General features: G+C 73.9%; 14 protein-coding genes, 1 tRNA gene and 2 pseudogenes. 7 read left to right on the forward strand and 10 right to left on the reverse strand.

Annotated features, from left to right (window positions below):
- Window positions 1–13 precede the first annotated feature (13 nt).
- Window positions 14–574, forward strand: coding sequence for a tRNA (cytidine(34)-2'-O)-methyltransferase (locus MLUT_RS18945; protein WP_012750989.1), 561 nt, complete (start codon window positions 14–16; stop codon window positions 572–574).
- Window positions 575–581: 7 nt separating this feature from the next.
- Window positions 582–2,012 (forward strand): anti-sigma factor, encoded by a 1,431-nt coding sequence (locus MLUT_RS18950; RefSeq protein ID WP_012750990.1) that lies wholly within the window; start codon window positions 582–584, stop codon window positions 2,010–2,012.
- A gap of 21 nt (window positions 2,013–2,033) precedes the next feature.
- On the opposite strand, the gene MLUT_RS18955 is transcribed toward MLUT_RS18950, so the two are convergent.
- From MLUT_RS18955 to MLUT_RS23660, 3 genes and pseudogenes are all read right to left on the reverse strand, one after another.
- Entirely contained in the window at window positions 2,034–2,813 is a 780-nt protein-coding gene (locus tag MLUT_RS18955; RefSeq protein WP_012750991.1) for a PIG-L deacetylase family protein, read from the reverse strand.
- Window positions 2,810–4,090, reverse strand: a complete 1,281-nt coding sequence (locus tag MLUT_RS18960; protein WP_051497027.1) for a S1C family serine protease — start codon at window positions 4,088–4,090, stop codon at window positions 2,810–2,812. Before MLUT_RS18960 ends, MLUT_RS18955 begins: the two co-directional genes overlap by 4 nt.
- Window positions 4,091–4,211: 121 nt before the next feature.
- A pseudogene (locus MLUT_RS23660) lies at window positions 4,212–5,109 on the reverse strand (IS5 family transposase).
- Between the two features lie 176 nt (window positions 5,110–5,285).
- Between MLUT_RS23660 and MLUT_RS18975 the strand changes: the two are divergent.
- The 3 genes from MLUT_RS18975 to MLUT_RS18985 all read left to right on the forward strand — a co-directional run bounded on the left by MLUT_RS18975 (window position 5,286) and on the right by MLUT_RS18985 (window position 9,939).
- Window positions 5,286–7,418 carry a TPM domain-containing protein gene (locus MLUT_RS18975; protein WP_012750992.1) on the forward strand — a complete coding sequence of 711 codons (2,133 nt, stop codon included), beginning with the start codon at window positions 5,286–5,288 and terminating at the stop codon, window positions 7,416–7,418.
- 116 nt (window positions 7,419–7,534) lie between these two features.
- A complete protein-coding gene (locus MLUT_RS18980) occupies window positions 7,535–8,359 on the forward strand; it encodes a PspA/IM30 family protein (RefSeq protein WP_012750993.1) in 825 nt (274 codons plus the stop codon).
- A gap of 179 nt (window positions 8,360–8,538) precedes the next feature.
- The gene (locus MLUT_RS18985) at window positions 8,539–9,939 is read left to right on the forward strand and encodes a sodium/glutamate symporter (protein ID WP_012750994.1); all 1,401 of its coding nucleotides are present in this window, start codon (window positions 8,539–8,541) and stop codon (window positions 9,937–9,939) included.
- A 125-nt stretch (window positions 9,940–10,064) separates the two neighbouring features.
- Here the strand turns inward: MLUT_RS18985 and MLUT_RS18990 are convergent.
- From MLUT_RS18990 to MLUT_RS19010, 4 genes and pseudogenes are all read right to left on the reverse strand, one after another.
- Window positions 10,065–10,138: transfer RNA gene (locus MLUT_RS18990), tRNA-Met, on the reverse strand.
- Window positions 10,139–10,314: 176 nt separating this feature from the next.
- On the reverse strand, window positions 10,315–13,458 hold the full coding sequence (locus MLUT_RS18995; RefSeq protein ID WP_012750995.1) for a UPF0182 family membrane protein: 3,144 nt from the start codon (window positions 13,456–13,458) through the stop codon (window positions 10,315–10,317).
- 99 nt (window positions 13,459–13,557) lie between these two features.
- Window positions 13,558–14,455 (reverse strand): annotated as a pseudogene (locus MLUT_RS23665) (IS5 family transposase).
- Window positions 14,456–14,525: 70 nt separating this feature from the next.
- Window positions 14,526–15,596 (reverse strand): YlbL family protein, encoded by a 1,071-nt coding sequence (locus MLUT_RS19010; RefSeq protein ID WP_231936595.1) that lies wholly within the window; start codon window positions 15,594–15,596, stop codon window positions 14,526–14,528.
- 196 nt (window positions 15,597–15,792) lie between these two features.
- On the opposite strand from MLUT_RS19010, the gene MLUT_RS19015 reads away from it, so the two are divergent.
- Window positions 15,793–17,193 carry a zinc-dependent metalloprotease gene (locus MLUT_RS19015; protein WP_012750997.1) on the forward strand — a complete coding sequence of 467 codons (1,401 nt, stop codon included), beginning with the start codon at window positions 15,793–15,795 and terminating at the stop codon, window positions 17,191–17,193.
- Window positions 17,194–17,257: 64 nt separating this feature from the next.
- Here MLUT_RS19015 and MLUT_RS19020 read toward each other — a convergent pair whose 3' ends face one another.
- On the reverse strand, window positions 17,258–17,944 hold the full coding sequence (locus MLUT_RS19020; RefSeq protein ID WP_256998712.1) for a M48 metallopeptidase family protein: 687 nt from the start codon (window positions 17,942–17,944) through the stop codon (window positions 17,258–17,260).
- Window positions 17,945–18,023: 79 nt separating this feature from the next.
- Between MLUT_RS19020 and MLUT_RS19025 the strand changes: the two genes are divergently transcribed.
- Window positions 18,024–18,752 (forward strand): ThiF family adenylyltransferase, encoded by a 729-nt coding sequence (locus MLUT_RS19025; RefSeq protein WP_010080586.1) that lies wholly within the window; start codon window positions 18,024–18,026, stop codon window positions 18,750–18,752.
- 42 nt (window positions 18,753–18,794) lie between these two features.
- Here the strand turns inward: MLUT_RS19025 and MLUT_RS19030 are convergent, their stop codons facing one another.
- Together MLUT_RS19030 and nudC are read right to left on the reverse strand one after the other, a co-directional pair.
- Window positions 18,795–20,924 (reverse strand): ATP-dependent DNA helicase UvrD2, encoded by a 2,130-nt coding sequence (locus MLUT_RS19030; protein WP_010080585.1) that lies wholly within the window; start codon window positions 20,922–20,924, stop codon window positions 18,795–18,797.
- A 15-nt stretch (window positions 20,925–20,939) separates the two neighbouring features.
- On the reverse strand, window positions 20,940–21,929 hold the full coding sequence (nudC, locus tag MLUT_RS19035) for an NAD(+) diphosphatase (protein ID WP_012750999.1): 990 nt from the start codon (window positions 21,927–21,929) through the stop codon (window positions 20,940–20,942).
- Between the last annotated feature and the right edge of the window lie 9 nt (window positions 21,930–21,938).

Consider the following 21,938-nt stretch of genomic DNA (forward strand, 5'->3'; position numbering starts at 1 on the left):
CTAGGCTGGGCGCGTGCCCGACTCCCCCGCCCCGCCCTGCCCGAACCCGCACGAGGGCGCCGACCGCGCCCCGGCGCCCGGCACCCCCGAGTTCCGTATCCTGCTGCTCACCCCGGAGATCCCGGGCAACACCGGCAATGCGATCCGGCTCGCCGCCCTCACGGGGGCCGAGCTGCATCTCGTGGAGCCGCTCGGCTTCGGGTTCGAGGACGCGCACCTGCGCCGCGCGGGCCTGGACTACCACGACCTCGCGGTGGTGACGGTGCACCCGGACCTCGACGCGGCGCTCGCGGCCCTCGCCCCCGCCCGGGTGCTGGCCTTCACCGCGCGCGGGTCCGTGCGCCACGACCGGGTCGCCTATCGGCCCGGAGACGTGCTGCTCTTCGGCCGCGAGTCCACCGGCCTGCCGGAGGAGGTGCTGGCCGACCCGCGGGTCACCGAAACCGTCTGCCTGCCCATGCAGCCGGCCCGTCGGTCCCTGAACCTGGCGAACGCCGTCTCCATCGCCGTGTACGAGGCCTGGCGCCAGCACGACTTCGCCGGGTCCGCTGCCCACCCCGATTCTCTAGACTGAGGCCACCATGCAGACTCCTGACGCGTCCGAGTCCCACGCCGACCGCCCCGACGACGCCGGCCAGCCCGCCCTGGACACCCTTCTGCGCCGCAGCGCCGAGGGCGACCGGGCGGCCTTCTCCGCGTTCTACGACGCCACGGTCCCGTGGGTGCACGGCCTGGCCGAGGCGATGTTCGGCCCCGGCGACGACGCCGCCGAGGCCACCGTCCGCACCTACCTGACCGCGTGGGAGGAGGCGTCCGAGGCCAGCCTCGACCTGAGCGAGCAGGACGACGCGACCCACCGCGAACGCCAGGTGTTCACGTGGCTCGAGGTCCTCGCCCACCGCGTGATGACCTCGCTGCGCCGCGCCGGCGGCTCCGCGGCGGAACGTGGGCGTCGTCCCGGCCCGGCCGGCCCCGCCGCGCTGCCGGAGGACCTCATGGACCGGGTGGACCCGGACGCGTTCGAGGCCGTGCGGCTGGCCTGGCTGGGCGGCTGCACGGACCGGGAGGTCGCCGATCGGCTGGATCTGCCGGCCGACCGGGCCCGCACCCTCCTGCGCGACGGCGTCCGGCAGGTCGTCGCGGCCCGCCGCGACCTCACCCAGGACGGCGCCCGGCCGTCCGCGCCCGCCCCGGCCTCCGGCCCGGCCCTGGGCGCGGGCGTGCGCGAGGACGTCGACGCCGGCCGCACGCTCGAGCTGGCCGACCTCTCCGCCGTGCACGCCCTCGACACCGCCGGGCACACCGCGGCGTTCTCCGCCGTGCAGCGGCGCGGCGGTGAGCTGGCCCGGTGGCGCTCCCGGGTGGACGGGGCGCGCCAGGCGGTGGCCTGGGCGTTCCGGTCCGTGACGGCCGAGCCGCCGTCGGCCCTGCTGGAGGAGGTCCTGCGCCGCCTGCCCGCCCAGGACGTGGGCATGGACCTGATCGGCGACGAGTCGGCCCCCGCCGGCCCTCCGCGGGACCGCCTGCGCTGGCTCAAGGTGTCGGCGCTCGTGCTGCTCGCGGCCCTCGTGCTCGGCGTCGGCGGGTGGACGGTGTGGAGTCAGTTCACGCGACCGGGCATCGTGCACCGCATCGACCAGTCGAAGGACCTGTTCACGACCTCGGAGTACCCGGCCCAGGACGGCGGCACGGTCCAGGCGTTCCTGTCCCGGGAGCAGAACAGCGGCTACCTGACGATCAGCGGGATGCCCCAGCTGCCGGAGGGTCAGTCCTACCAGCTGTGGCTCTACCCCTCGGACGGCACGGCCCCGGCCTCGCTCGGCACGTTCGACGCCAACGGCTTCGGTGAGCCCGTCACCTTCCGGGGGCTGGACCGCTTCGCGGCGATGGGCATCTCCGTGGAGCCCAGCTCGGGTTCGGAGGTGCCGACGTCGGAGCCCGTCGTCGGCGTGGACCTCGACCCCACCGCGCAGACCGGCCCGCGCTACGGCGGGCGACCGAGCACCAACTGAGAGGTCCCGCAGGGGGAGGGTTCAGAACCCGGCGATGGTGCGCGGGCCGTTGACCGTGACCAGGTGGAACGTCTCGGCGTGGCCCGGCCCGGCGGCCGGGCCGGCGGCGTGCCGGTGGTGCTCGGCCATCTGGTCGAGCACGTGCCGCCGCATCGCGTCGACGTCCGGGTGCTGGGAGAGGTGGGCGTCGAGGGCGCGCAGCTTCTGCTCCGCGAGGCCCGTGACGTCCACGACCGTGTTCCGGCGTGCGGCGGGGGCGGCGTACAGCAGCAGGTTCCAGACCTTGAACGCCTCCAGCCCCTCCGCCGCGAGCTCCGGGTACGCGTACGGGTTCTCGACCGCCGGGTACGCGGCGCGCACCACGGCCTCGCCGCAGGCGAGGTGGTCCGGGTGGGCGGCCTGCATCCGCTCCCAGTCCCGCTCGGGGTGGGTGCTGAGGACGACGTCCGGCCGGACGCGGCGCATCAGCGCCACGAGCTTGCGGCGCACGCCGTGGTCCGGCTCGAGGTGTCCGTCGCGCTCGCCGAGGAAGTGGACCTCGGCGGCACCGACGACGGCGGCGGCCGCGCGCTGTTCGGCGTGCCGGCGGGCGGTCATCGCCTCCGGGCCCTCCGAGTCGAAGCCGCCGGCGTCCCCGTCCGTCACGATGCACAGCTCGATGTGCAGCCCGGCCGCGCGGAAGCCGGCCAGGGTGCCGGCGGCCCCGAAGTCGAGGTCGTCCGGGTGGGCGCCGACGGCCAGGACCCGGCGCCAGCCGTGGTGGGCCGCGAGCGCAGCGGGGGTGGTGAGCGTGGTGGTCACGAGCGGGTGTCCTCCGTGAACGTCACCTCGGTCGTCTGCTCCGCGCCGTCGCGGAGGTAGGTGACGTCCACCGAGTCTCCCACGCGGTGCTCGCGGACGACGGCGGTGAGGGACTCGGAGTCGATCACCGCGCGGTCGCCGACGGCGGTGATCACGTCGCCCTCCTTCAGCCCGGCCGCGTCGGCCGCCGACTCTCCCACGACCTGCTGGACGCGGGCGCCGTCGCTGAACACGGTCTGAGCGTTCTCGCCGCCGCCCTGCACCTCGGCGGGCTCCGGGGTGACGCTCACGCCGAGCATGGCATGCGTGGCCTTGCCGTGGTCGATCAGGTCCTGTGCGACCCGCTGGGCGTAGTCCACGGGGATGGCGAAGCCGACCCCGATGTTGCCCGCCTCGCTCGGGTCCTGGCCGGTCGAGGCGATCGCGACGTTCACGCCCACCAGGCGACCCTCGGCGTCGACGAGCGCGCCTCCGGAGTTGCCGGGGTTGATGGCCGCGTCGGTCTGCAGCACGTTGATGTACACCTCGCCCCGGGTGCCCTGCGGGGTGCCCGGCAGCTGGAAACGGTACTGGTCGGAGCCGGAGGACGAGCCGGAGCTCTCGCCCTGCGGCTCGGGCGCCTCGGAGGACGCCACCGCGATGGTCCGGTCCAGGGTGGAGATGATCCCGTCGGTCACGGTGTTCGGCAGGCCCAGGGGGGCGCCGATGGCGACGGCCTCGTCCCCGACCTTCAAATCCCCGGACCGGCCGATCTGGATGGGGGTGAGGTCCGGGGCGTCGATCTTGATGACGGCCAGGTCGGACAGCGGGTCGGTGCCCACGACGGTGGCAGCGTAGACCTCCCCGTCCGAGGTGCGCACCGTCAGCTCGGCGTCGTTGGCCTGGCCGCCGAGGGTGACCACGTGGGTGTTCGTGAGGATGTGCCCCTCCGTGTCCAGGATCGACCCGGAACCGGAACCGGAGGCGGAGCTCGACGTCGCGGAGATGGTCACCACGGAGGGCAGCGCGGTCCTCGCGGCGTTCCCGACGGCGGTGTCCGCCACGGGCTGTCCCCCGGCCTCGGCCGAGGTGTCCGTCGCCTGCGAGGAGGAGGAGCTCGCGGCCTCGGACGCGGCCTCGCCGCCGTCCTCCGCGACCGCGCAACCGGAGAGCCCCACCATGAGCACGGCTGCGGCGAGCAGGCCCGCCCCGGCACGGGCGCGGGACTGGGGCCGGGGACGCGCGACGGTGCGGGCCGTCGGCACGGGGGGCTGGGTGGGGGCGGCGGTCTGGTCCACGGGGTCCTCGCTTCGGGTCGGGCCCCGGGCGGTCGACACGGACGCCCGTCGTCTTGCGGACGCGCGCCCCGGGGCACGTCCACGCTAGCGTGCATGACTGAACGCCGCCTAGGGCGTGTTGCTAAAGTAGGGTAGTCAGCCAGTGCAGTGTCGCTGCGAGGCTGAGCCCGGCGTGATAGTTCCGGGCGTACTTGTCCGAACGCATCGCGATCCCTCGCCACTGTTTGAGCCGGTTGAAGCACCGCTCCACGACATTGCGTCCCCGGTAGCGCTGGCGCTGGTCTTCACCGAAGTCGATCGGTCTTCCTGGGCGGCGGCGCCGGTGCGCGATCTGATCGGCCCGCTCGGGGATCGTGGCCGCGATGCCATGCCGGCGCAGCCAAGCCCGGTTCGCCTTCGAGGGGTAGCCCTTGTCCGCAATCAGGCGGTCAGGCCGTATCCGGGGCCGCCCACGGGCCCCGGCAACGCTGATCTGCTCCATCGTGGTGGCCAGCATCGAGGTGTCCGCGACCTGGCCGCCGGTCACCACGAACGCCAGCACCCTGCCCTTGCCATCACAGACCAGATGAGACTTCGTCGTCAGACCGCCGCGGGAGCGTCCGATGGCATGATCAGCCGGCTCGTCCCCGGATTTCTTGTAGTTCATCCAGGCCCCCTGTGGGGCGGGGCAGGGTCGCCCCGTGCTGGTGGACGCGCACGATCGTGGAATCGATCGAGGCCACCCAGTCCAGCTCGCCAGCCTGCTGTGCCATGGACTGGGTCTTCTCCAGCACCCGCTCCCACACGCCCTGGGCGGCCCACCGGTTGAAGTTCTTGTAGATCGTGTTCCAGTTCCCGAACCGCTCGGGCAGATCCCGCCACGGCGCCCCGGTGCGGAAGCGCCACGCGGTGGCCTCGACCACCGCGCGCCGATCCACGGGCGGACGCCCGGTGGTCTTGGCTTCGGGGAACAGTGGGCCGATCACGGCCCAGACCTCGTCCGAGATGACATCACGCGACATGACCCCAGACTCGCGCATCCACGTCCCCGAACCCTTTAGCAACACGCCCTAGAGGCCGAACGTCCGCTCCTCCCACGGTTCCGGCCGCGCCGGATCCCTGGTGCCCGATTCCCACGCCGCCCTACACTCAACCCCAGGATCCGGCGGGTCGGCCCGGTGCGGCGGCTCGCCTCCGCCGTCGAAGGAGACCCCACATGACCGTGCCCACCCGCCCCGCCGATGTCGGCCGTCTGGCGCGTGCCGTGACCGCCGCGGGCCTGGGAGGCCTGGGCCTCCTGGTGGCGGCACCCACCGCGCACGCCGTGACGGTGCCGCCGGGCGTGTACGTGGTGGACGAGGCCGGGGTGCTCTCGACCTCGGATGAGCAGCGCCTGACCCAGGAGATCCAGGACCTGCGCCGGGACACCGGGCAGGGGCTGTACGTCGTCTACGTGGATGAGTTCAGCACGGACGCCCAGACGCTGGCCCAGGACGTGGCGCGCCAGCGCGGGCTCGGGACGAACGACTCGGTCCTGGCGATCGCGGTCGAGGAGCGCGCCTATGGGCTGGACAGCGGCGGGGACGCGAACCTGCAGAACCAGGTGACGCGCACCTACGTGGGCCCGGAGCTGTCCAAGATCGGCACGGACCCCGGCTCGGCGGAATGGCTCGCGGTGGGCATCGCCGCGGTGCAAGGGCTCGACGACGCCGCCGACGGCACGCTCGACGGCACGGGGGCCAGCGGGGCCGAGTACGATCCGGCCGGCGCCCTGCCGGCCGGCACCACGGGCGGCGGGAGCACGGCCCAGGGCGCCTCCGACGGCGGTGGGGCCCTGACGGCGGTCCTCGGCGCAGGTGCGGTGGCCGCGGCCGTGGGCGGCGGCGTGCTCGTGGCCCGCAGCCGGAGGCGCACGCAGGGTGGCGCCGTCGAACGGGGCCGCACCGAGGAGGCCCGCCGCGACCCCCTCGACGAGCTCAGCGTGGAGCAGCTGCGCACCCAGGCCGGCTCGAAGCTCGTGGCCGCGGACGACGCCATCCGCTCCTCGGAACAGGAGCTGGGCTTCGCCGAGGCGTCCTACGGGGAGAAGTCCGTGGCGACGTTCCGCCAGGACATCGACCAGGCCAAGGAGCACATGCGGGCCTCGTTCCAGCTCCAGCACCAGCTCGACGACGAGATCCCGGACACCGAGGCCGAGCAGCGCGCCTGGCTCAAGGAGATCATCCAGCGCAGCGAGGCCGTGGGTGCGTCCCTGGCGGCGCACAAGAAGGAGTTCGACTCCCTGCGCGACCTCGAGAACCAGGTGCCCGAGGCCCTCGAGCGTCTCGAAGCCCGCCTGCCCGAGGCCCGGTCCCGGGTGCAGGACTCCGAGTCGGCGATCACCGCGCTGCACGGCCAGTACGCGGAGTCCGCCCTCGCCGAGGTCGCGGACAACGAGGCGCAGGCCCGGGAGAGGCTCGAGTTTGTGGAGACCGCCCTCGCGAAGTCGCGGAGCGCGTGGGAAGCCCAGGACCGCTCCACGGCGGCGCTGGCCGTGCGTGCCGCCGAGGAGGCGCTCAGCCAGGTGGACACGCTCACCGAGGCGGTCGGCAAGGCCGAGGGGTCCCTGCGGGCCATGCTGGGCAACCTGCAGACGGGCCTCGCCCAGTCCGAGCAGGACGTGGCCGAGGCCGAAGCGCTCGTGGCCAACGGATCGCACCCCGAGCTGGCCGGCCCGGTGGCGGGGATGAAGACCGCCGTGAACGCTGTGCGCCAGGCCCTCGCGGCCGGCCGCCCGGATCCCCTGGAGCTGCTCCACCAGCTCGAGGCCGCGCACCGCCAGCTCAACACCCCCCTTGCCGGCGTCCGCGACGCTCGCGAGCAGGCCCGCCAGGCCTCCCAGGTGCTCACCTCCACGATCGCCCAGGCACAGGCGCAGATCGACGGCACGGCCGACTTCATCGGCGCCCGACGCGGTGCCGTGGGCTCGGAGGCCCGGACCCGGCTCGCGGAGGCCGACCACACGCTGCGTTCGGCGATCAGCCTCGGCCGCACCGACCCCGTGGCCGCCCTCCAGCAGGCGCAGCGCGCCTCCCAGCTGGCCGAGCGCGCGAGCGAGCTGGCCCGCGCGGACGTCGAGGGCTTCGGCTACGGCCCAGGCATGGGCGGCAGGTACGGCACGCGCCCGCGCGCCGGAGTGGGCGGCAGCTTCGGCGGTGGCCTCGGCGGCGCGCTGCTCGGCGGCATCCTGATGAACTCGATCCTGAACAGCGGCCACGGTGACAGCTGGGGCGGCGGCGGCTTCGGCGGGTTCGACGGCGGCGGCCTCGGCGGCGGCGACTTCGGCGACATCTCCGGCGGCGGCTTCTGACCGCCGCCCCATGAACTCCGGCGCCTCGGGCGCCGGCCCGGCCCGCAGGAGCGGGACGGGGTGGACGCAGGCCGACGGTCTGCGCTGACGTGAAAGACCGACGAAAGGCAGACACCATGGTCAAGCAGTCCATCTTCGGCCGCATCAGCACGCTGGCGAAGGCCAACATCAACGCGATGCTGGACAAGGCCGAGGACCCCCAGAAGATGCTGGACCAGATGGTCCGCGACTACACGAACAACATCGCCGAGGCCGAGGCCGCCGTCGCCCAGACGATCGGCAACCTGCGGATGATCGAGGACGACTACCGCGAGGACCAGGACGCGTCCCGCAGCTGGGGCCAGAAGGCGCTGGCCGCCTCCCAGAAGGCCGACGACTTCCGCGCCAAGGGCGACACCGCCTCGGCGGACAAGTTCGACAACCTCGCCAAGGTGGCCATCGAGCGCCAGATGGACTTCGAGCGCCAGGCGAAGTCCGCGGAGCCGACCATCGCCTCGCAGCGCGAGATCGTCGAGCGCCTGAAGACCGGTCTGGACCAGATGAAGGTCAAGCGTCAGCAGCTGGTCGCCAAGCGCGACGAGCTGACCGCCCGCGCCAAGTCCGCCCACGCCCAGTCCGCGGTGGCCGACGCCGTGAAGTCGATCGACCTGCTGGACCCGACCTCCGAGGTCTCCCGCTTCGAGGAGAAGGTCCGTCGCGAGGAGGCCCGCGTGCGCGGCCAGCAGGAGATCGCCGCCTCCTCCCTCGACGCCCAGTTCGAGTCCCTCGAGGACCTCGGCGAGAAGACCGAGGTGGAGGCCCGCCTCGCCGCCCTCAAGGCCGGCGGTGCCGGCCAGGCCGCCCTCACCTCGGGCGACGTCGACGCCGACGCCGACGAGACCCTCACCCTCGACTACGCGGCCGAGGGGAGTGCCGAGGAGACCGGCACCGCGCGCGGCTGACCCCGCCCCGCCCCACGGCCCGTCGCCCGGCCCACGCCGGGGCGGCGGGCCGTCCTCGTGTGCCCCGGCCCGGTGCTCCTCCCGGTCGCGCCCCGGCCCCTGTGCTCCTCTGGTACTGTCCCGGGGTCCCTCTGCACGATCCGTGGGGCTCCCCCGTCCCCGCACAGAGGAAGAACCCCATGCAAGAGCAGTTCACGGCCTGGTCCGTGCTGGTCGACGCCGGCCTCATCGGCGCGCTCCTGGCCGTGGGCACGCTGGCCCGTGCCGTCATCACGCCCCTCCAGACCCTGATGATCCCGGCCTCCGTCATCGCCGGCATCCTGGGCCTGGCCCTCGGCCCGAACGGCCTGGGCTGGCTGCCGTTCAGCTCCCAGCTGGGCACGTACGGCTCGATCCTGATCGTCATCGTGCTCGTGTGCATCGCGCTCACCGACGACTTCGACGTCCGCAAGATCGGCCGCCCCGTGGGTGCGTTCGCGTCCTACGGCGTGCTGATCTACGCCTCCCAGGTGGCCATCGGCGCCCTCGTCACGCTGGTCCTCCTGCAGCCGTTGTTCGACGCGCCCGACTCGTTCGCCGCCCTGCTGTTCGCCGGATGGGCGGGCGGCTTCGGCTCCGCGGCCGCCGTGGGCCAGGCGTACGCGGCCAACGGTGATGCGACCGTCACCTCGCTGGCCTACACCTCGGCCACGGTCGGCATGATCGTCGGCGTGGTGGGCGGCATCATCCAGGCCAAGATCGGCGCGCAGCGCGGCCACGCGCAGGAGTTCGCGGGCCTCACCTCCATCCCGGAAGAGCTGCGCACCGGGGTGCTGAACCAGGTGGAGGAACGCCCGGTCATCGGCCGGCACACCTTCTCGGCGGCCTCGGTGGAGTCGCTGGCCTTCCAGGTCGGCGTCGTCGCGATGATCGCGGCGGCCGCGCACGGCGTCGTCTCCTGGATCACGGCCGCGTGGCCGAGCGTCGTGGGTGAGGACGGTCCCCAGCTGATCATCCCTGCGTTCGCGATCGCGTTCCTCCTCGGCCTGATCGCCCGCGTCCTGTTCCAGGCCACGAAGACGGCGAAGTTCCTCGACCCGGGCTCGCTGAACTCGGTGTCCGGCACCGCCACGGACATCCTCATCGTCTGTGGCATCGCCGCGATCGCCCCGACCGTGGTCGTGGACTACTGGCAGCCCCTGCTGCTCCTGTTCGTGACCGGCCTCGCGCTGGCCCTGTTCCTGGGGATCGTCGTGGCGCCGCGCGTCATGACCGACGCGTGGTTCGAGAAGCAGCTGTTCACGTGGGGCTGGGCCACCGGCGCCGTCGCCACGGGCGTGGCCATGCTGCGCATCGTGGACCCGAAGCTGAAGTCCGGGACCATGGAGCAGTTCGGCGTGGCCTACATCCCGGTGGTGCCCGTGGAGATCGCGGCCGTGTCCTTCGTGCCGCTGCTGCTCATCGCGGGCATGGCCTGGGCCGTCGTGGGCATCTGGGGCGCCATCGCGATCACCGCGATCATCGCTGCCGTCTGGCTGCGCCGCACGGATCCGGGCCGCCGCACGCCGGCCCAGCAGGCGGTCCGGGCCTCGAGCCGCTGACGCTCCCCCACCGAGCGTCCGAGGACGGTCGCCTCGCCCGCCGGCACGGTGCCGGCGGTCCGGGGCGACCGGGCCCGGACATGCGAGAAGGCCCCCAGCAGATGCTGGGGGCCTTCTCCTTCTCGTTGCGGGGGCAGGATTTGAACCTGCGACCTCCGGGTTATGAGCCCGGCGAGCTACCGAACTGCTCCACCCCGCGGCGACTCCTAGAACTATACACACCTGTTCCGTCGAGTTCAAATCGGCGTCAGCACCCCGCCACCCGGCGGCCATGCGGCGGCCACCTGCCCCGAGACGGCGGCGGCCCCGACCATGCGCGGTGCGTGGCCGGGGCTGCCGTCGACGGTCCGGCGGGCCCGGCCCGCCGGCACCGGCTCAGCCGCTCGGCGTCGGGCTGGGGCTCGACGACGGCGCAGGGCTCGCCTCGGCCGGGGCCTGCTCCTGGGCAGGCGCGTCGCCGCCCAGGGCGTCGTCGGCGGCGGTGGCACGCTTCAGGGCCTCGTTGAGACGCTTCTGCTGCTCGCCGTAGCCGGCCCAGTCGCCCTCGGCCAGACGCTCCTGGCCCTGGGTCAGGGCGTCCTGAGCCTCCTCGAGGGCCGCCGAGAGCTCCTCCTCGACGGTGCCCGGAGCCGTCGGCTTCTCGCCCGGCGCGGGCGCCTCCGCCTGCTTCTCCTCCGGGGTGACCGCGCCCGAGTCCCCGTCGAACACCTGGTCCAGGGCCTCCTGGAGGGTGTCCGCGAAGCCGACCTTGTCGCCGAAGGAGACGAGCACCTTGCGCAGCGTCGGGTAGGTGGTGCCGCCCGAGGAGCGGACGTACACCGGCTGGACGTAGAGGATGCCGCCGGCCACCGGCAGGGTGATCATGTTGCCGTTGAGCACCTCGGACGCGCCCTGGCGCAGCAGGTTCAGCTCCCGCGAGACGTCCGCGTTCGAGTCGAAGTTGGCCTGCGCCTGGCCCGGGCCGGGCACCGTGGTGGACCGCGGCAGCTCGAGCAGTCGGAGCTGCCCGTAGCCCTCGGCCTTCACGCCGTCCTCCCCCGTGCCGGCGTCGCCGGCGGCGGAGAGGAAGCCGTAGAGCACGTTGCGCTGCTGGGCACCGTCCGTGATCTGCGGTATGTAGCTGCTGGTGAGGGAGAACGCCGGCTCGTCCTGGCCGGGCATCTGCAGCGTCATGTAGTACGGCGGCTGCTTGACGTCCTCCTCGCGCGTGGGGTCCGACGGCACGGACCACGCGTCGTTGTTCTCGTAGAAGTCGTCCGCATCGGTCACGTGGTAGCGGCCGAGCAGCTCGCGCTGGACCTTGAACATGTCCTCCGGGTAGCGGACGTGGTCCAGGAGTCCGGCGCTCATCTCCGAGTACGGGCGCAGAGAGGACGGGTAGACGTTCTGCCAGGCCTGCAGCAGCGGATCCTGGTCGTCCCACGCGTAGAGGGACACCGAGCCGTCGTACGCGTCCACCGTCGCCTTCACCGAGTTGCGGATGTAGTTCACCCGGCCCTGGAGCGCCGGGTTCTGGCCCTGGCTCAGGGAGTCCACCGTGACCTCGCCCAGCTGCTGCGCGGTGGAGTACGGGAACTGGTCCGAGGTCGTGTAGGCGTCCACGATCCACTGCACGCGGCCGTCGACGATCGCCGGGTAGGGGGCGGTGTCCACCGTCAGGTAGGGCGCGACCTTGCGGACACGCTCGGCCGGGTCGCGGTCGTAGAGGATCTGCGAGGCCTCGTTCACGTCCGAGGACAGCACCAGCTCGGGCGAGCCGAACTTCACCGCGTATGCGAGCCGGTTGAACAGGTTGCCCACCGAGGGGCCGCCGTCGCCGGAGAAGGTGTACGCCGTGTCCTCCTGGGAGTCGGCCGTCTGCGGCCGGTCGCGTTCGACGGCCGGCGCGCCCTCGGGCGCACCCACCACCGAGTACGAGGGCGAGTTGTGCCCGAAGTAGATGCGCGGCTCGTAGTCCTGGTCGGAGGCCAGCGGCCCGCGCGTCGGGATCTCGGAGAGCAGCCACTGGGGCCGGCCGCCGGCCGCGACCTCGGAGGCGTCGGCCACGACCATGCCGTAGCCGTGCGTGTAGATGGTGTGGCGGTTCACCCACGACTGCGAGTCGTCCACGTTGACGTCACGGGCCGCCAGGATGGTGTCCCGCGTCTGGCCGTCCACCTCGTAGCGGTCCACGTGCAGGGTGGTGGGGAACGAGTAGTACGGACGGAACTGCTGGAGCTGCCCGAAGGTCTGGGAGATCAGGTTCGGGTCCATGAGACGGACGTTGGCCGTGTTGGCCTCCTCGCCCGCCAGGGCCCCGGCCTCGGTGTCCGTGGCGCCCTCGTAGTTCGTCACCTCGACGTCGTCCAGGCCGTACGCCTCGCGCGTCATGGCGATGTTCCGCTCGATGTACTGGGACTCGAGCGTGCGCTCGGACGGCTTCACCTGGTACTCCTGCACGATGAAGGGGTACGCCGTGCCCACCACGAGCGCCGTGATGACCAGGACCGCGGTGCCGATCAGCGACAGCCGCCACCGGCCCGAGACCACCGTCCACACGAACAGGCCGGCCACGATCACGGCCGTGACCGCCAGGATCGCCGACGTCGGGATGACCGCGTTCACGTCCGTGTAGAGCGCGCCGGCCCAGTTGCCGGTCTGCGACTGCGTGGTGCGGTAGCGGTTGAGCCAGAAGTTGACGCCCTGCAGCAGCAGGAACACGGCGAGGGTGATGCCGATGTGGGCGCGCGCCGCCGGGGTGATCCGCACGCCGCCGCCCTCTTCCACGCGCACCGCGCCGTACAGGTAGTGCACGAGCAGACCGGTGATGCCGGAGACCAGGACCACCGAGATCAGGTACCCGACCACGAGCGTCAGGAACGGCAGGGTGGCCATGAAGAACATGAGGTCCAGGCCGAACTCCGGGTCCGCCTGGCCGTAGGGCACCTGGTTCAGGAACAGCAGGACCGTGTTCCAGCCGTTCATCGCGGTGGAGCCGGCGAACACGCCGAGCACGAGCGGGACACCCAGGAACACCAGGCGGCGGATGGGCTCGAGCTGGCGCTGGACCTGGCTGAGCGAGTCCCGCGCGGCCGCGGACGCGTCCGCGGGACGGTGGCGCCAGGCCGTGCGGATCGCCAGCCACACGGCGAGGGCCATCCCGAGCCCGGCGATCAGGAACAGCGCGCCCTTGGCGAGGACCTCGGTCCAGAAGACCTCGGTGAAGCCCAGCTGCGAGAACCACAGCACGTCCGTGTAGACGTTCGTGAACACCACGAACAGCCCCACGAGCACGGCCACCGCGATGATGGTCAGCACGAGCGCGCTCGGCCGGCCCGGCCGGCCCCTGCCCCGCGCGGCGGAGGACCCGCCCCCGCCGAACGGGCCGCCGGGGCCGCGGTCGCCGTCGTCGCCCGGGCCGCGCGGGGCGCCGCCGAAGGGGCCGAACGCCCCGAACGGGCCGGACTGGCCCCCGGCGGTCCCGCCGCCGTCACGGGGCGGGCCGCCGAACGGTCCGCCGCCTCCCTGTCCGAAGCTCACTGCTCTGTCCTCTTCCCTCCCGCGTCCGCGGGGCTCTGCTCCGGCCCGGGGCGCTGCGCCCCGGACATGTCGTCCGGTCTGGTGGTCTAGGGCGTGTTGCTAAAGTAGGGTAGTCAGCCAGTGCAGTGTCGCTGCGAGGCTGAGCCCGGCGTGATAGTTCCGGGCGTACTTGTCCGAACGCATCGCGATCCCTCGCCACTGTTTGAGCCGGTTGAAGCACCGCTCCACGACATTGCGTCCCCGGTAGCGCTGGCGCTGGTCTTCACCGAAGTCGATCGGTCTTCCTGGGCGGCGGCGCCGGTGCGCGATCTGATCGGCCCGCTCGGGGATCGTGGCCGCGATGCCATGCCGGCGCAGCCAAGCCCGGTTCGCCTTCGAGGGGTAGCCCTTGTCCGCAATCAGGCGGTCAGGCCGTATCCGGGGCCGCCCACGGGCCCCGGCAACGCTGATCTGCTCCATCGTGGTGGCCAGCATCGAGGTGTCCGCGACCTGGCCGCCGGTCACCACGAACGCCAGCACCCTGCCCTTGCCATCACAGACCAGATGAGACTTCGTCGTCAGACCGCCGCGGGAGCGTCCGATGGCATGATCAGCCGGCTCGTCCCCGGATTTCTTGTAGTTCATCCAGGCCCCCTGTGGGGCGGGGCAGGGTCGCCCCGTGCTGGTGGACGCGCACGATCGTGGAATCGATCGAGGCCACCCAGTCCAGCTCGCCAGCCTGCTGTGCCATGGACTGGGTCTTCTCCAGCACCCGCTCCCACACGCCCTGGGCGGCCCACCGGTTGAAGTTCTTGTAGATCGTGTTCCAGTTCCCGAACCGCTCGGGCAGATCCCGCCACGGCGCCCCGGTGCGGAAGCGCCACGCGGTGGCCTCGACCACCGCGCGCCGATCCACGGGCGGACGCCCGGTGGTCTTGGCTTCGGGGAACAGTGGGCCGATCACGGCCCAGACCTCGTCCGAGATGACATCACGCGACATGACCCCAGACTCGCGCATCCACGTCCCCGAACCCTTTAGCAACACGCCCTAGTGGTCTGGTGGTCTGGTGGTCCTGGTGTGCGTCGGCTCAGCCGCACGTCCGGGCGGCGGCCGGGCTCTCCCCCCGGGCCGCCGCCTCGACGATGTCGCGGGCCTGGCCCAGCGTGTCCACGGGGTACACCGTCAGACCCTCGGGCACACGGCCGGCCAGCTCCTCGCAGTTCGCCGTGGGGGCGAGGAACGTCGTGGCCCCCGCCTCGGCGGCGCCGCGCACCTTCTGCGGGATCCCGCCGATGGGACCCACGACGCCGTCCCCCGTGATCGTGCCCGTTCCGGCGATCGGGGCGCCCCCCGTCATCGCCCCCGGGGTCAGCCGCTCGATCACGGTGAGCGCGAACATCAGACCCGCCGAAGGCCCGCCGATGTCCGGCACGGTCAGCTCGACGTCCACCGGGACGTCGTAGGCGGTCTCGATCAGGGCCCCCATCTGCCACGGCTGGGGCGCGCCCTCGGTAGCGGCCGCCACGGGCACCACGAGGTCCTGCTCCGCGCCGTCGCGGCGGACCGTCAGCGTGACCGGGTCGGGCCCCGCGGCCCCGACGGCGGCGCGCACGGCCTCCAGGTCGGCCACGGGCCGTCCCTCGGCGGCGATCACCTCGTCCCCGGCCCGCAGGACGCCCTCGGCGGGCCCGCCGGGCACGAGCTGCTGCACGACGAGCCGCTGGGACACCTCCCGGCCGAGCTCGTGCAGGGCCGCGGCGGTCGCGGTCTGCTGGGAGTCCGACATGGCCGCCGAATTGGCCTCGCCGACCTCGTCGGAGGTGACGCCGGTGGGGTACATCAGTTCGCGCGGGATCACGTCCACGGCGGGGTCCGTCAGGCCGCGGCCGAGGTCGAGCAGGGAGGTGGTGCCGATGGGCGGGCCCCCGACCATCACGGTGGTCATGTCCAGGGTCCCCTCACCCGGGTCCGCCTCGCCGCCCTCGACGCGCAGCACGGGTCGACCCTCCCGTTCGCCCAGCAGATCCACGGCGGGGCCGGGGCCCTCGAGGATGTAGGGGGTGGGGGCCAGCAGGGCCAGCCCGGCGCTGCCCAGGGCGAGCCACCCGGAGAAGGGCACGCGGGCGGCGCGGATGGTCCTCGAGGGCACTGCGCGCACGCGACACCGTCTTTCCTGGGGGTCCTGATCGGGCCGTCCTCGCCGCCGGGCACGTGCCGCGCGGCGACGGTCACACCAGTCTACGCGGGACCGCGACCCCGGCCTGCCCCGCGCGACGCCGTGCGCCATGGGCGAACCGCGCCGCCGCGACGTCGGGAGGGCGGGCGCGCCGCGCCGACGCGGATACGCTGGAGACATGAGCAACGACGCGCGCACGCCCGGATCCGACGACGGCCGCGACCCCCTGGAGGAGATGCTGCGGCAGCTCTTCGGCGGCCAGGGCCCCGACCCGGACGAAGTCCGACGCGCCATGGAGGGCCTGGGCGGCCCCGGCGGGGTGCCCTTCGACCCGTCCCAGTTGAATCCGGCCATGATGCAGCAGGCCATGGCCCAGTTCCAGGCGATGATGAGCTCCGGCTCCGGCTCGGACGGCCCCGTGAACTGGTCCCTGGCGAAGCAGGCCGCCCGCCAGGCCGTGGCCGGCGAGGACCCGGCCGTCGGCTCGTTCGCGCGACGCGAGGTGGACGAGGCGCTGCGGCTGGCCGAGCTGTGGCTCGACGGCGTCACGCAGACCGAGCCCGTCGGCAGCGTCGGCGTGGCCTGGTCCCGTGCCGAGTGGGTCGAGGCGACCATGGACCAGTGGCGCCGGCTCACCGAGCCCGTGGCCGTCTCGATGTCCCGGGCGATGTCCGCGGCCATCGAGCAGCAGCTGCCGGGTCAGCTCCCCGAGGGCATGGACGCCTCCCTGCTCGGCGGGCTGCAGCCCATGCTGAAGAACATGGGCGGCACGATGTTCGGCCTGCAGCTCGGCGGCGCCGTGGGTGCCCTGGGCAAGGAGGTGCTCTCGGGCACGGACATCGGCCTGCCCGTCGCCGGCCACCGCCTCGCCCTCGTCCCCGTGAACATCGAGGAGTTCGGCGACGGGCTCTCGGTGCCGGACGACCAGATCCGCATCTACCTGGCCCTGCGCGAGGCCGCACGCATGCGCCTGTTCCTGCACTCGCCGTGGCTCGAGCGGGACCTGTACGCCGCCGTCGAGCAGTACGCCGCGGGCATCCGCCTGGACACCGAGGGCATCGAGCGGGCCGCGCAGTCGGTGGACCCGATGGACCCCGGTTCCCTGCAGGCCGTGTTCGACGGGGCGTCCTTCATCGCCGCCCCGGACGCCACCCAGCAGGCCGCACTGGACCAGCTGGAGCTGCTCGTCGCCCTCGTGGAGGGCTGGGTGGACGTGGTGGTCGCCGAGGCCGCGCGCCCGCTCGAGTCGGCGCCCGCCCTGCGCGAGACCATGAACCGCCGCCGCGCCTCGGGCGGCCCGGCCGAACAGGCCTTCGCCGCCCTCGTGGGCCTCGAGCTGCGCCCGCGCCGCCTGCGCGAGGCCGCCGCGTTCTGGGAGCACGTCACGGCCGAGCACGGCACGGAGTACCGCGAGGAGATCTGGCGCCATCCCGAGCGTCAGCCCACCGCGGAGGACCTCGAGGACCCCGCCGGGTACGCCGGGCGCCGCTCCGCCGCGGACGCCAGCGCCGAGTCCCTCGACGACGAGCTGCGCAAGCTCCTCGAGGGCGGCTTCGGCGACGCGCCGCGCGAGGGCTGAGCCCCTCCCGGCACGACGGCGGCGGGCGGTCCGGCACCTCGGGTGCGGGCCGCCCGCCGTCGTGTCAGCCCGCGTCCTCGTCCTCCGCCCACCGGTCCGGCGCCGTGCGACCGCGGCCCTCGGCGAAGGTGACCCCCTCGAGGAAGGCCATCGCCTCGGCGTAGCGCGGGTACCGGTCCACGAGGCGTCGGAAGGCCGGGCCGTGTCCGGACTCCAGCAGATGGGCCAGCTCGTGGACGAGCACCGCTGGCGGCGGCGGCGGCATGCCGCACAGCTGCGTCGAGAGCCGGATGGTGCCGCGGGCCGGCGTGCACGAGCCCCAGCGGCGGCGCTGCCGGGCCGACCACGTGACCGAGACCGGACGGGCCCGCCCACCCAGGTGCGCCGCCGAGAGCCGTCCCGCCCAGGCCAGGAGCGCGTCGTCGGAGCGAGCGTCGGCGGGGCGGCCGTCCGGGTCGGCCGCGGGCTGCCCCGTCCCGCCGCGTGCGCCCACCTTCGCGACCATCCGGCCGATCCACTCGCGCTCCTGCGCGGCCGAGAGCCGGGCCGGGACGTTGACCTGCAGGCGGCCGTCGCGCCACGCCGCCGAGACGGTGCGGGTGCGGGCCGTGGAGCGCACGAGCCGCACGGGCGTGCCCTCCCAGTCCAGATCGATGCTCTCGCGGGCGGGACCGCGGCGGGCGGCCGGGACGGCACGCGGAGGGCGGCCGGGGGCGGGCGGGACAGGGCGCATCCGGCCATTGTCCGGCATGGGCCGCAGGCTGTGGACAATCCGGCGCGGTCCGGGAGCGCCCTGGCAGGGTGGAAGGCACCGAGCCGAGAGGAGAGCCGTGCGCACCGTCGCCGAGACCGTCACCACCGTCCCTCATGACGCCGCCGCGTCAGCGCTGGAGCCGGGGGCGTGGGCCCCGCCGACCGACGTCCACGTGGCGGGCCTCGACGCGGTGGGCGCGGCGATCGCCCACGCGCTGGCGGGGGCCGGGGCGCTGCGCCTGGCCCTGTGGGATCCGCGGCCCGTCGACGCCGCGGACCTGGGGACCGGCCTGCTGCCCGGGGACCTCGGTCGGCCCCGGGCGGGTGCGCTCGCGCGCCGGCTGGGCGATGTGGCCCCCGGGCTGCGCCTCTACGCGCACCACGGCCCGGTGCCGGTGCTCGTGGGGCAGGCGACGGTGGCGGTGGGGCCCGTGCTCGACGCGGACCTGGCCGCGCAGGCCCTGGCCGCCGACCACCCGCTGCTGCCGGTCACGGTGGGGCCGAAGGCGGTCACGGTCGGGCCGTGGTGCGCCCCCGGGGTGCGCGGGTGCCCGCTGTGCCGATGGCCCGCGGACCCGGCGGGCGTCCCCGGTGCCCCGACGGCGCCCGGCCCGCCGGCGCACCGGGGACAGGTGGACGGGCTCGCGGCGCTGCGGGCCGCCGTGCTGGCCGTGGACGCGCTGCGGACCGGGCCGGCCCCCGGCGTGCTGCGGGCCGATCGGGTGACGGGACGCACGCGCCGGGTGCGGGTCCGTCCCCGGCCCGGCTGCGCCTGCGACCCGGACGCACTCGGCTGGGCGTTCTGACGGGGTCGGCGCCGCCGGCGGAACGGGGCGCGGGTGCGCGGTTCAGGCCGTCGGGGTGCCGTTCAGCAGCTCGAGCAGCTCCGGTCCGTGCTTCTCCAGCTTGGTCTTGCCGAGGCCGGGCACCTTCAGGAGCTCTGCCGGGGTCTTCGGCATGGCCTCGGCGATGGCCACGAGGGTGGCGTCGGTGAACACCACGAACGCGGGCATCCGCATCTCGGCGGCCGTGCGGGTGCGCCAGTCGCGCAGCTCCTCGAGCACCGCCTCGTCGTAGGTGGCGGGGCAGTCCAGGCAGCGGCCGACCTTGCGCTCCGCTCCCGTCTCGAGGGGCTTGCCGCACGTGCGGCACACGGCGACCTTCGCGCCCCGGCGCCGCGGCGCCGTCGGGCCGGCCGCGGATCCGCGTGCCGGGGCGTGCTCGCGGGTGCCGCCGAGGGTGGGGTCGATGGCCCACAGGAACCGGGAGGGCCGCCGGGTGGAGCGCCCGCCCGTGCCCCGCGAGAGCGTCCACGTCAGCGACAGGTGCTGGCGGGCACGCGTGATCCCCACGTAGAGCAGGCGCCGTTCCTCGTCCACCTCGGCCTGGGTCTCCGCGAAGGAGATCGGCATGAGCCCCTCGGACAGGCCCACGAGGAACACCGCGTCCCACTCGAGGCCCTTGGCGGAGTGCAGCGAGGCCAGGGTGATGCCCTGCACCGTCGGCGCGTGCTGGTGCTGGGCCCGCTCGTCGAGCTCGGCCACGAGCTCGGTCAGCGTGAACTCGGCCCCGCGCGTCGTGGCGAGCTGGCCGGCGAGGTTGACGAGGGCGTGCAGGGACTCCCACCGTTCACGGGCCGCGCCGGTGGCCGACGGCGGCTCGGCGGAGTAGCCGAGCGAGGAGAGCACGTCCCGCACCCGGTCCGTGACGTCGTCGCCCGTCAGGTCCTGGGCGGCGCGGGCGGCGGCCCGCAGCTGCAGGATGCCGTCGCGCACCTCGCGCCGGGAGAAGAACCGCTCGCCGCCGCGCAGCTGGTAGCCGATGCCCGCCGAGGACAGCGCCGTCTCGAAGGCCTGGGACTGGCCGTTGGTGCGGAACAGGACGGCGATCTCGGAGGCGGGCACGCCGTCGTCGATCAGCGCCGCGATCCGGTCCGCGACCCAGCCGGCCTCGGCCTCGTCGTCGGTGCACTCCGCGAACACGAGGTCGGGACCGGGCGGCCGCTGGGAGACGAGCTCGAGGGGGTCGGGCCAGCGCGGCATCGTGCGGTCCCGCTCCCCCGCCTTGGTGCGGTCCGCCAGCAGGCGGTTGGCCGCCTCCACGATCTGCGGGCTGGACCGGTAGTCACGCACGAGCCGGACCACCGTGGCCGCGGGGTACCGCTCACGGAAGTCGGTGAGGAAGCGGGAGGTCGCGCCCGTGAACGAGTAGATCGTCTGGGAGGCGTCACCGACGACGCACAGGTCGCCGCGGTCGCCGAGCCAGAGGTCGAGCAGGCGGTGCTGCAGGGGCGAGACGTCCTGGTACTCGTCCACCACGAACACCCGGTACTGGTCCCGGATCGTGGCCGCGATCTGCGGCTCGGTGGACAGGATCCCCACGAGGATCAGCAGCACGTCCTCGAAGTCGATCATGTTCCGCGCCGTCTTGGCCTCCTCGTAGCCCGTGTAGAGACGGGCGACGGTGGTGGCGGTCCAGCCGGCGGGCATCTCCCGCTCCTTCGCGGCCTCCGCGTAGCCCTCGGGGGCGTGCAGGGAGACCTTGGCCCATTCGATCTCGCCGGCGAGGTCGCGCAGGCCGGCCCGGTCCACGGTCATCCGCATGCGCTGGGCGACCTCGGTGAGCAGGCGCACCTTGTTCTCGATCAGCGAGGGCATGGGGCCGCCCACGGCCTGGGGCCAGAAGTACTGCAGCTGGCGCAGGGCCGCCGAGTGGAAGGTGCGGGCCTGGACGCCGGCCACGCCGAGGTCGCGCAGGCGGGTGCGCATCTCCGCGGCGGCGCGCGCCGTGAAGGTCAGGGCGAGGGTCCGGTGCGGGTCGAAGACGCCGGAGGCGACGCCGTAGGCGATGCGGTGCGTGATGGCGCGGGTCTTGCCGGTGCCGGCACCCGCCAGGATGCAGACGGGCCCGTGCAGGGCCGTGGCAGCCCGGCGCTGCTCCGGGTCGAGGCCGCGGAGGATCTCGTCGGGAGTGCTCATGCGGGACGAGTCCTCCTAGGTGATCAGGGTCTGCGCATCGGGCAGCGTCCCACCGTACCAATCCTCGATGAGCGCCCGCGCGATGGACACGGCCCCGGGCAGGGTGACGTCGCCCTCGCGGGCCAGATGCGCGAGCTCCTCCCGCTCGAACCAGCGCACGGAGAGGATCTCCTCGCCGTCCGGGACCGGCTCGGCGCCGGCCGGGGCCAGCGCGGTGAAACCGAGCATGAGCGAGCGCGGGAAGGGCCACGGCTGGGAGCCGCGGTAGCGCGGCTGCGTCACCGTGACCCCGGACTCCTCCGCGATCTCCCGGACCACCGCGTGCTCCAGGGACTCCCCCGGCTCCACGAACCCGGCCAGGCAGGAGTACAGCCCATCGGGCCACGCCGCGTTGCGGCCCAGCAGGATCCGCCCGGCCGGGTCGGTGACGGCCACGATCACCGCCGGGTCCGTGCGCGGGAACTGCTCCCGGGAGCAGTCGCGGCAGCGGCGCACCCAGCCGGCCGCCTCGACGTCCGTGGCGCCGCCGCAGAACGCGCAGAAGCGGTGGGTGGCGTGCCAGTTGGCGTTCGCGACGGCGGCCACGAACAGCCCGGTGTCCGCGTCGCCGAGGGCGGCGGCCGCGTCGCGGAGGCCGACCCACACGGCGTCCGCGAGCGCGGTGGCCGCGTCCTCGGGCAGGGCCGCCGGCGGCTCGACGGCGACGGAGACCACCTCGCGCTCCCGCCCGTGCGGGCCCCGGTCCGCCGCGGTGCCGCGACCCAGATACGCCGCCTCGGCCGGCACGGGGCCGGAGGGCGCGGTGAAGACGAGCCGCCCGTCCGCGACCGGCGCGCGGCCGCCCTGCAGCCACAGGACCTCCGTTCCCTCGCGCGCCCAGGCCGCCGCCAGGTGGCCCGGGTCGAGGCGGGCCACGGCACCGCGGTCCAGCTCCTCACGGGCCAGCGGCAGGGCCAGGGGTGGTGCGACGGTGGGGTCGGACGAAGACGGGGGGCAGGAAGCCATGCGTCCAGG

The organism is Micrococcus luteus NCTC 2665, assembly GCF_000023205.1.
Taxonomy (GTDB): Bacteria; Actinomycetota; Actinomycetes; order Actinomycetales; family Micrococcaceae; genus Micrococcus; species Micrococcus luteus.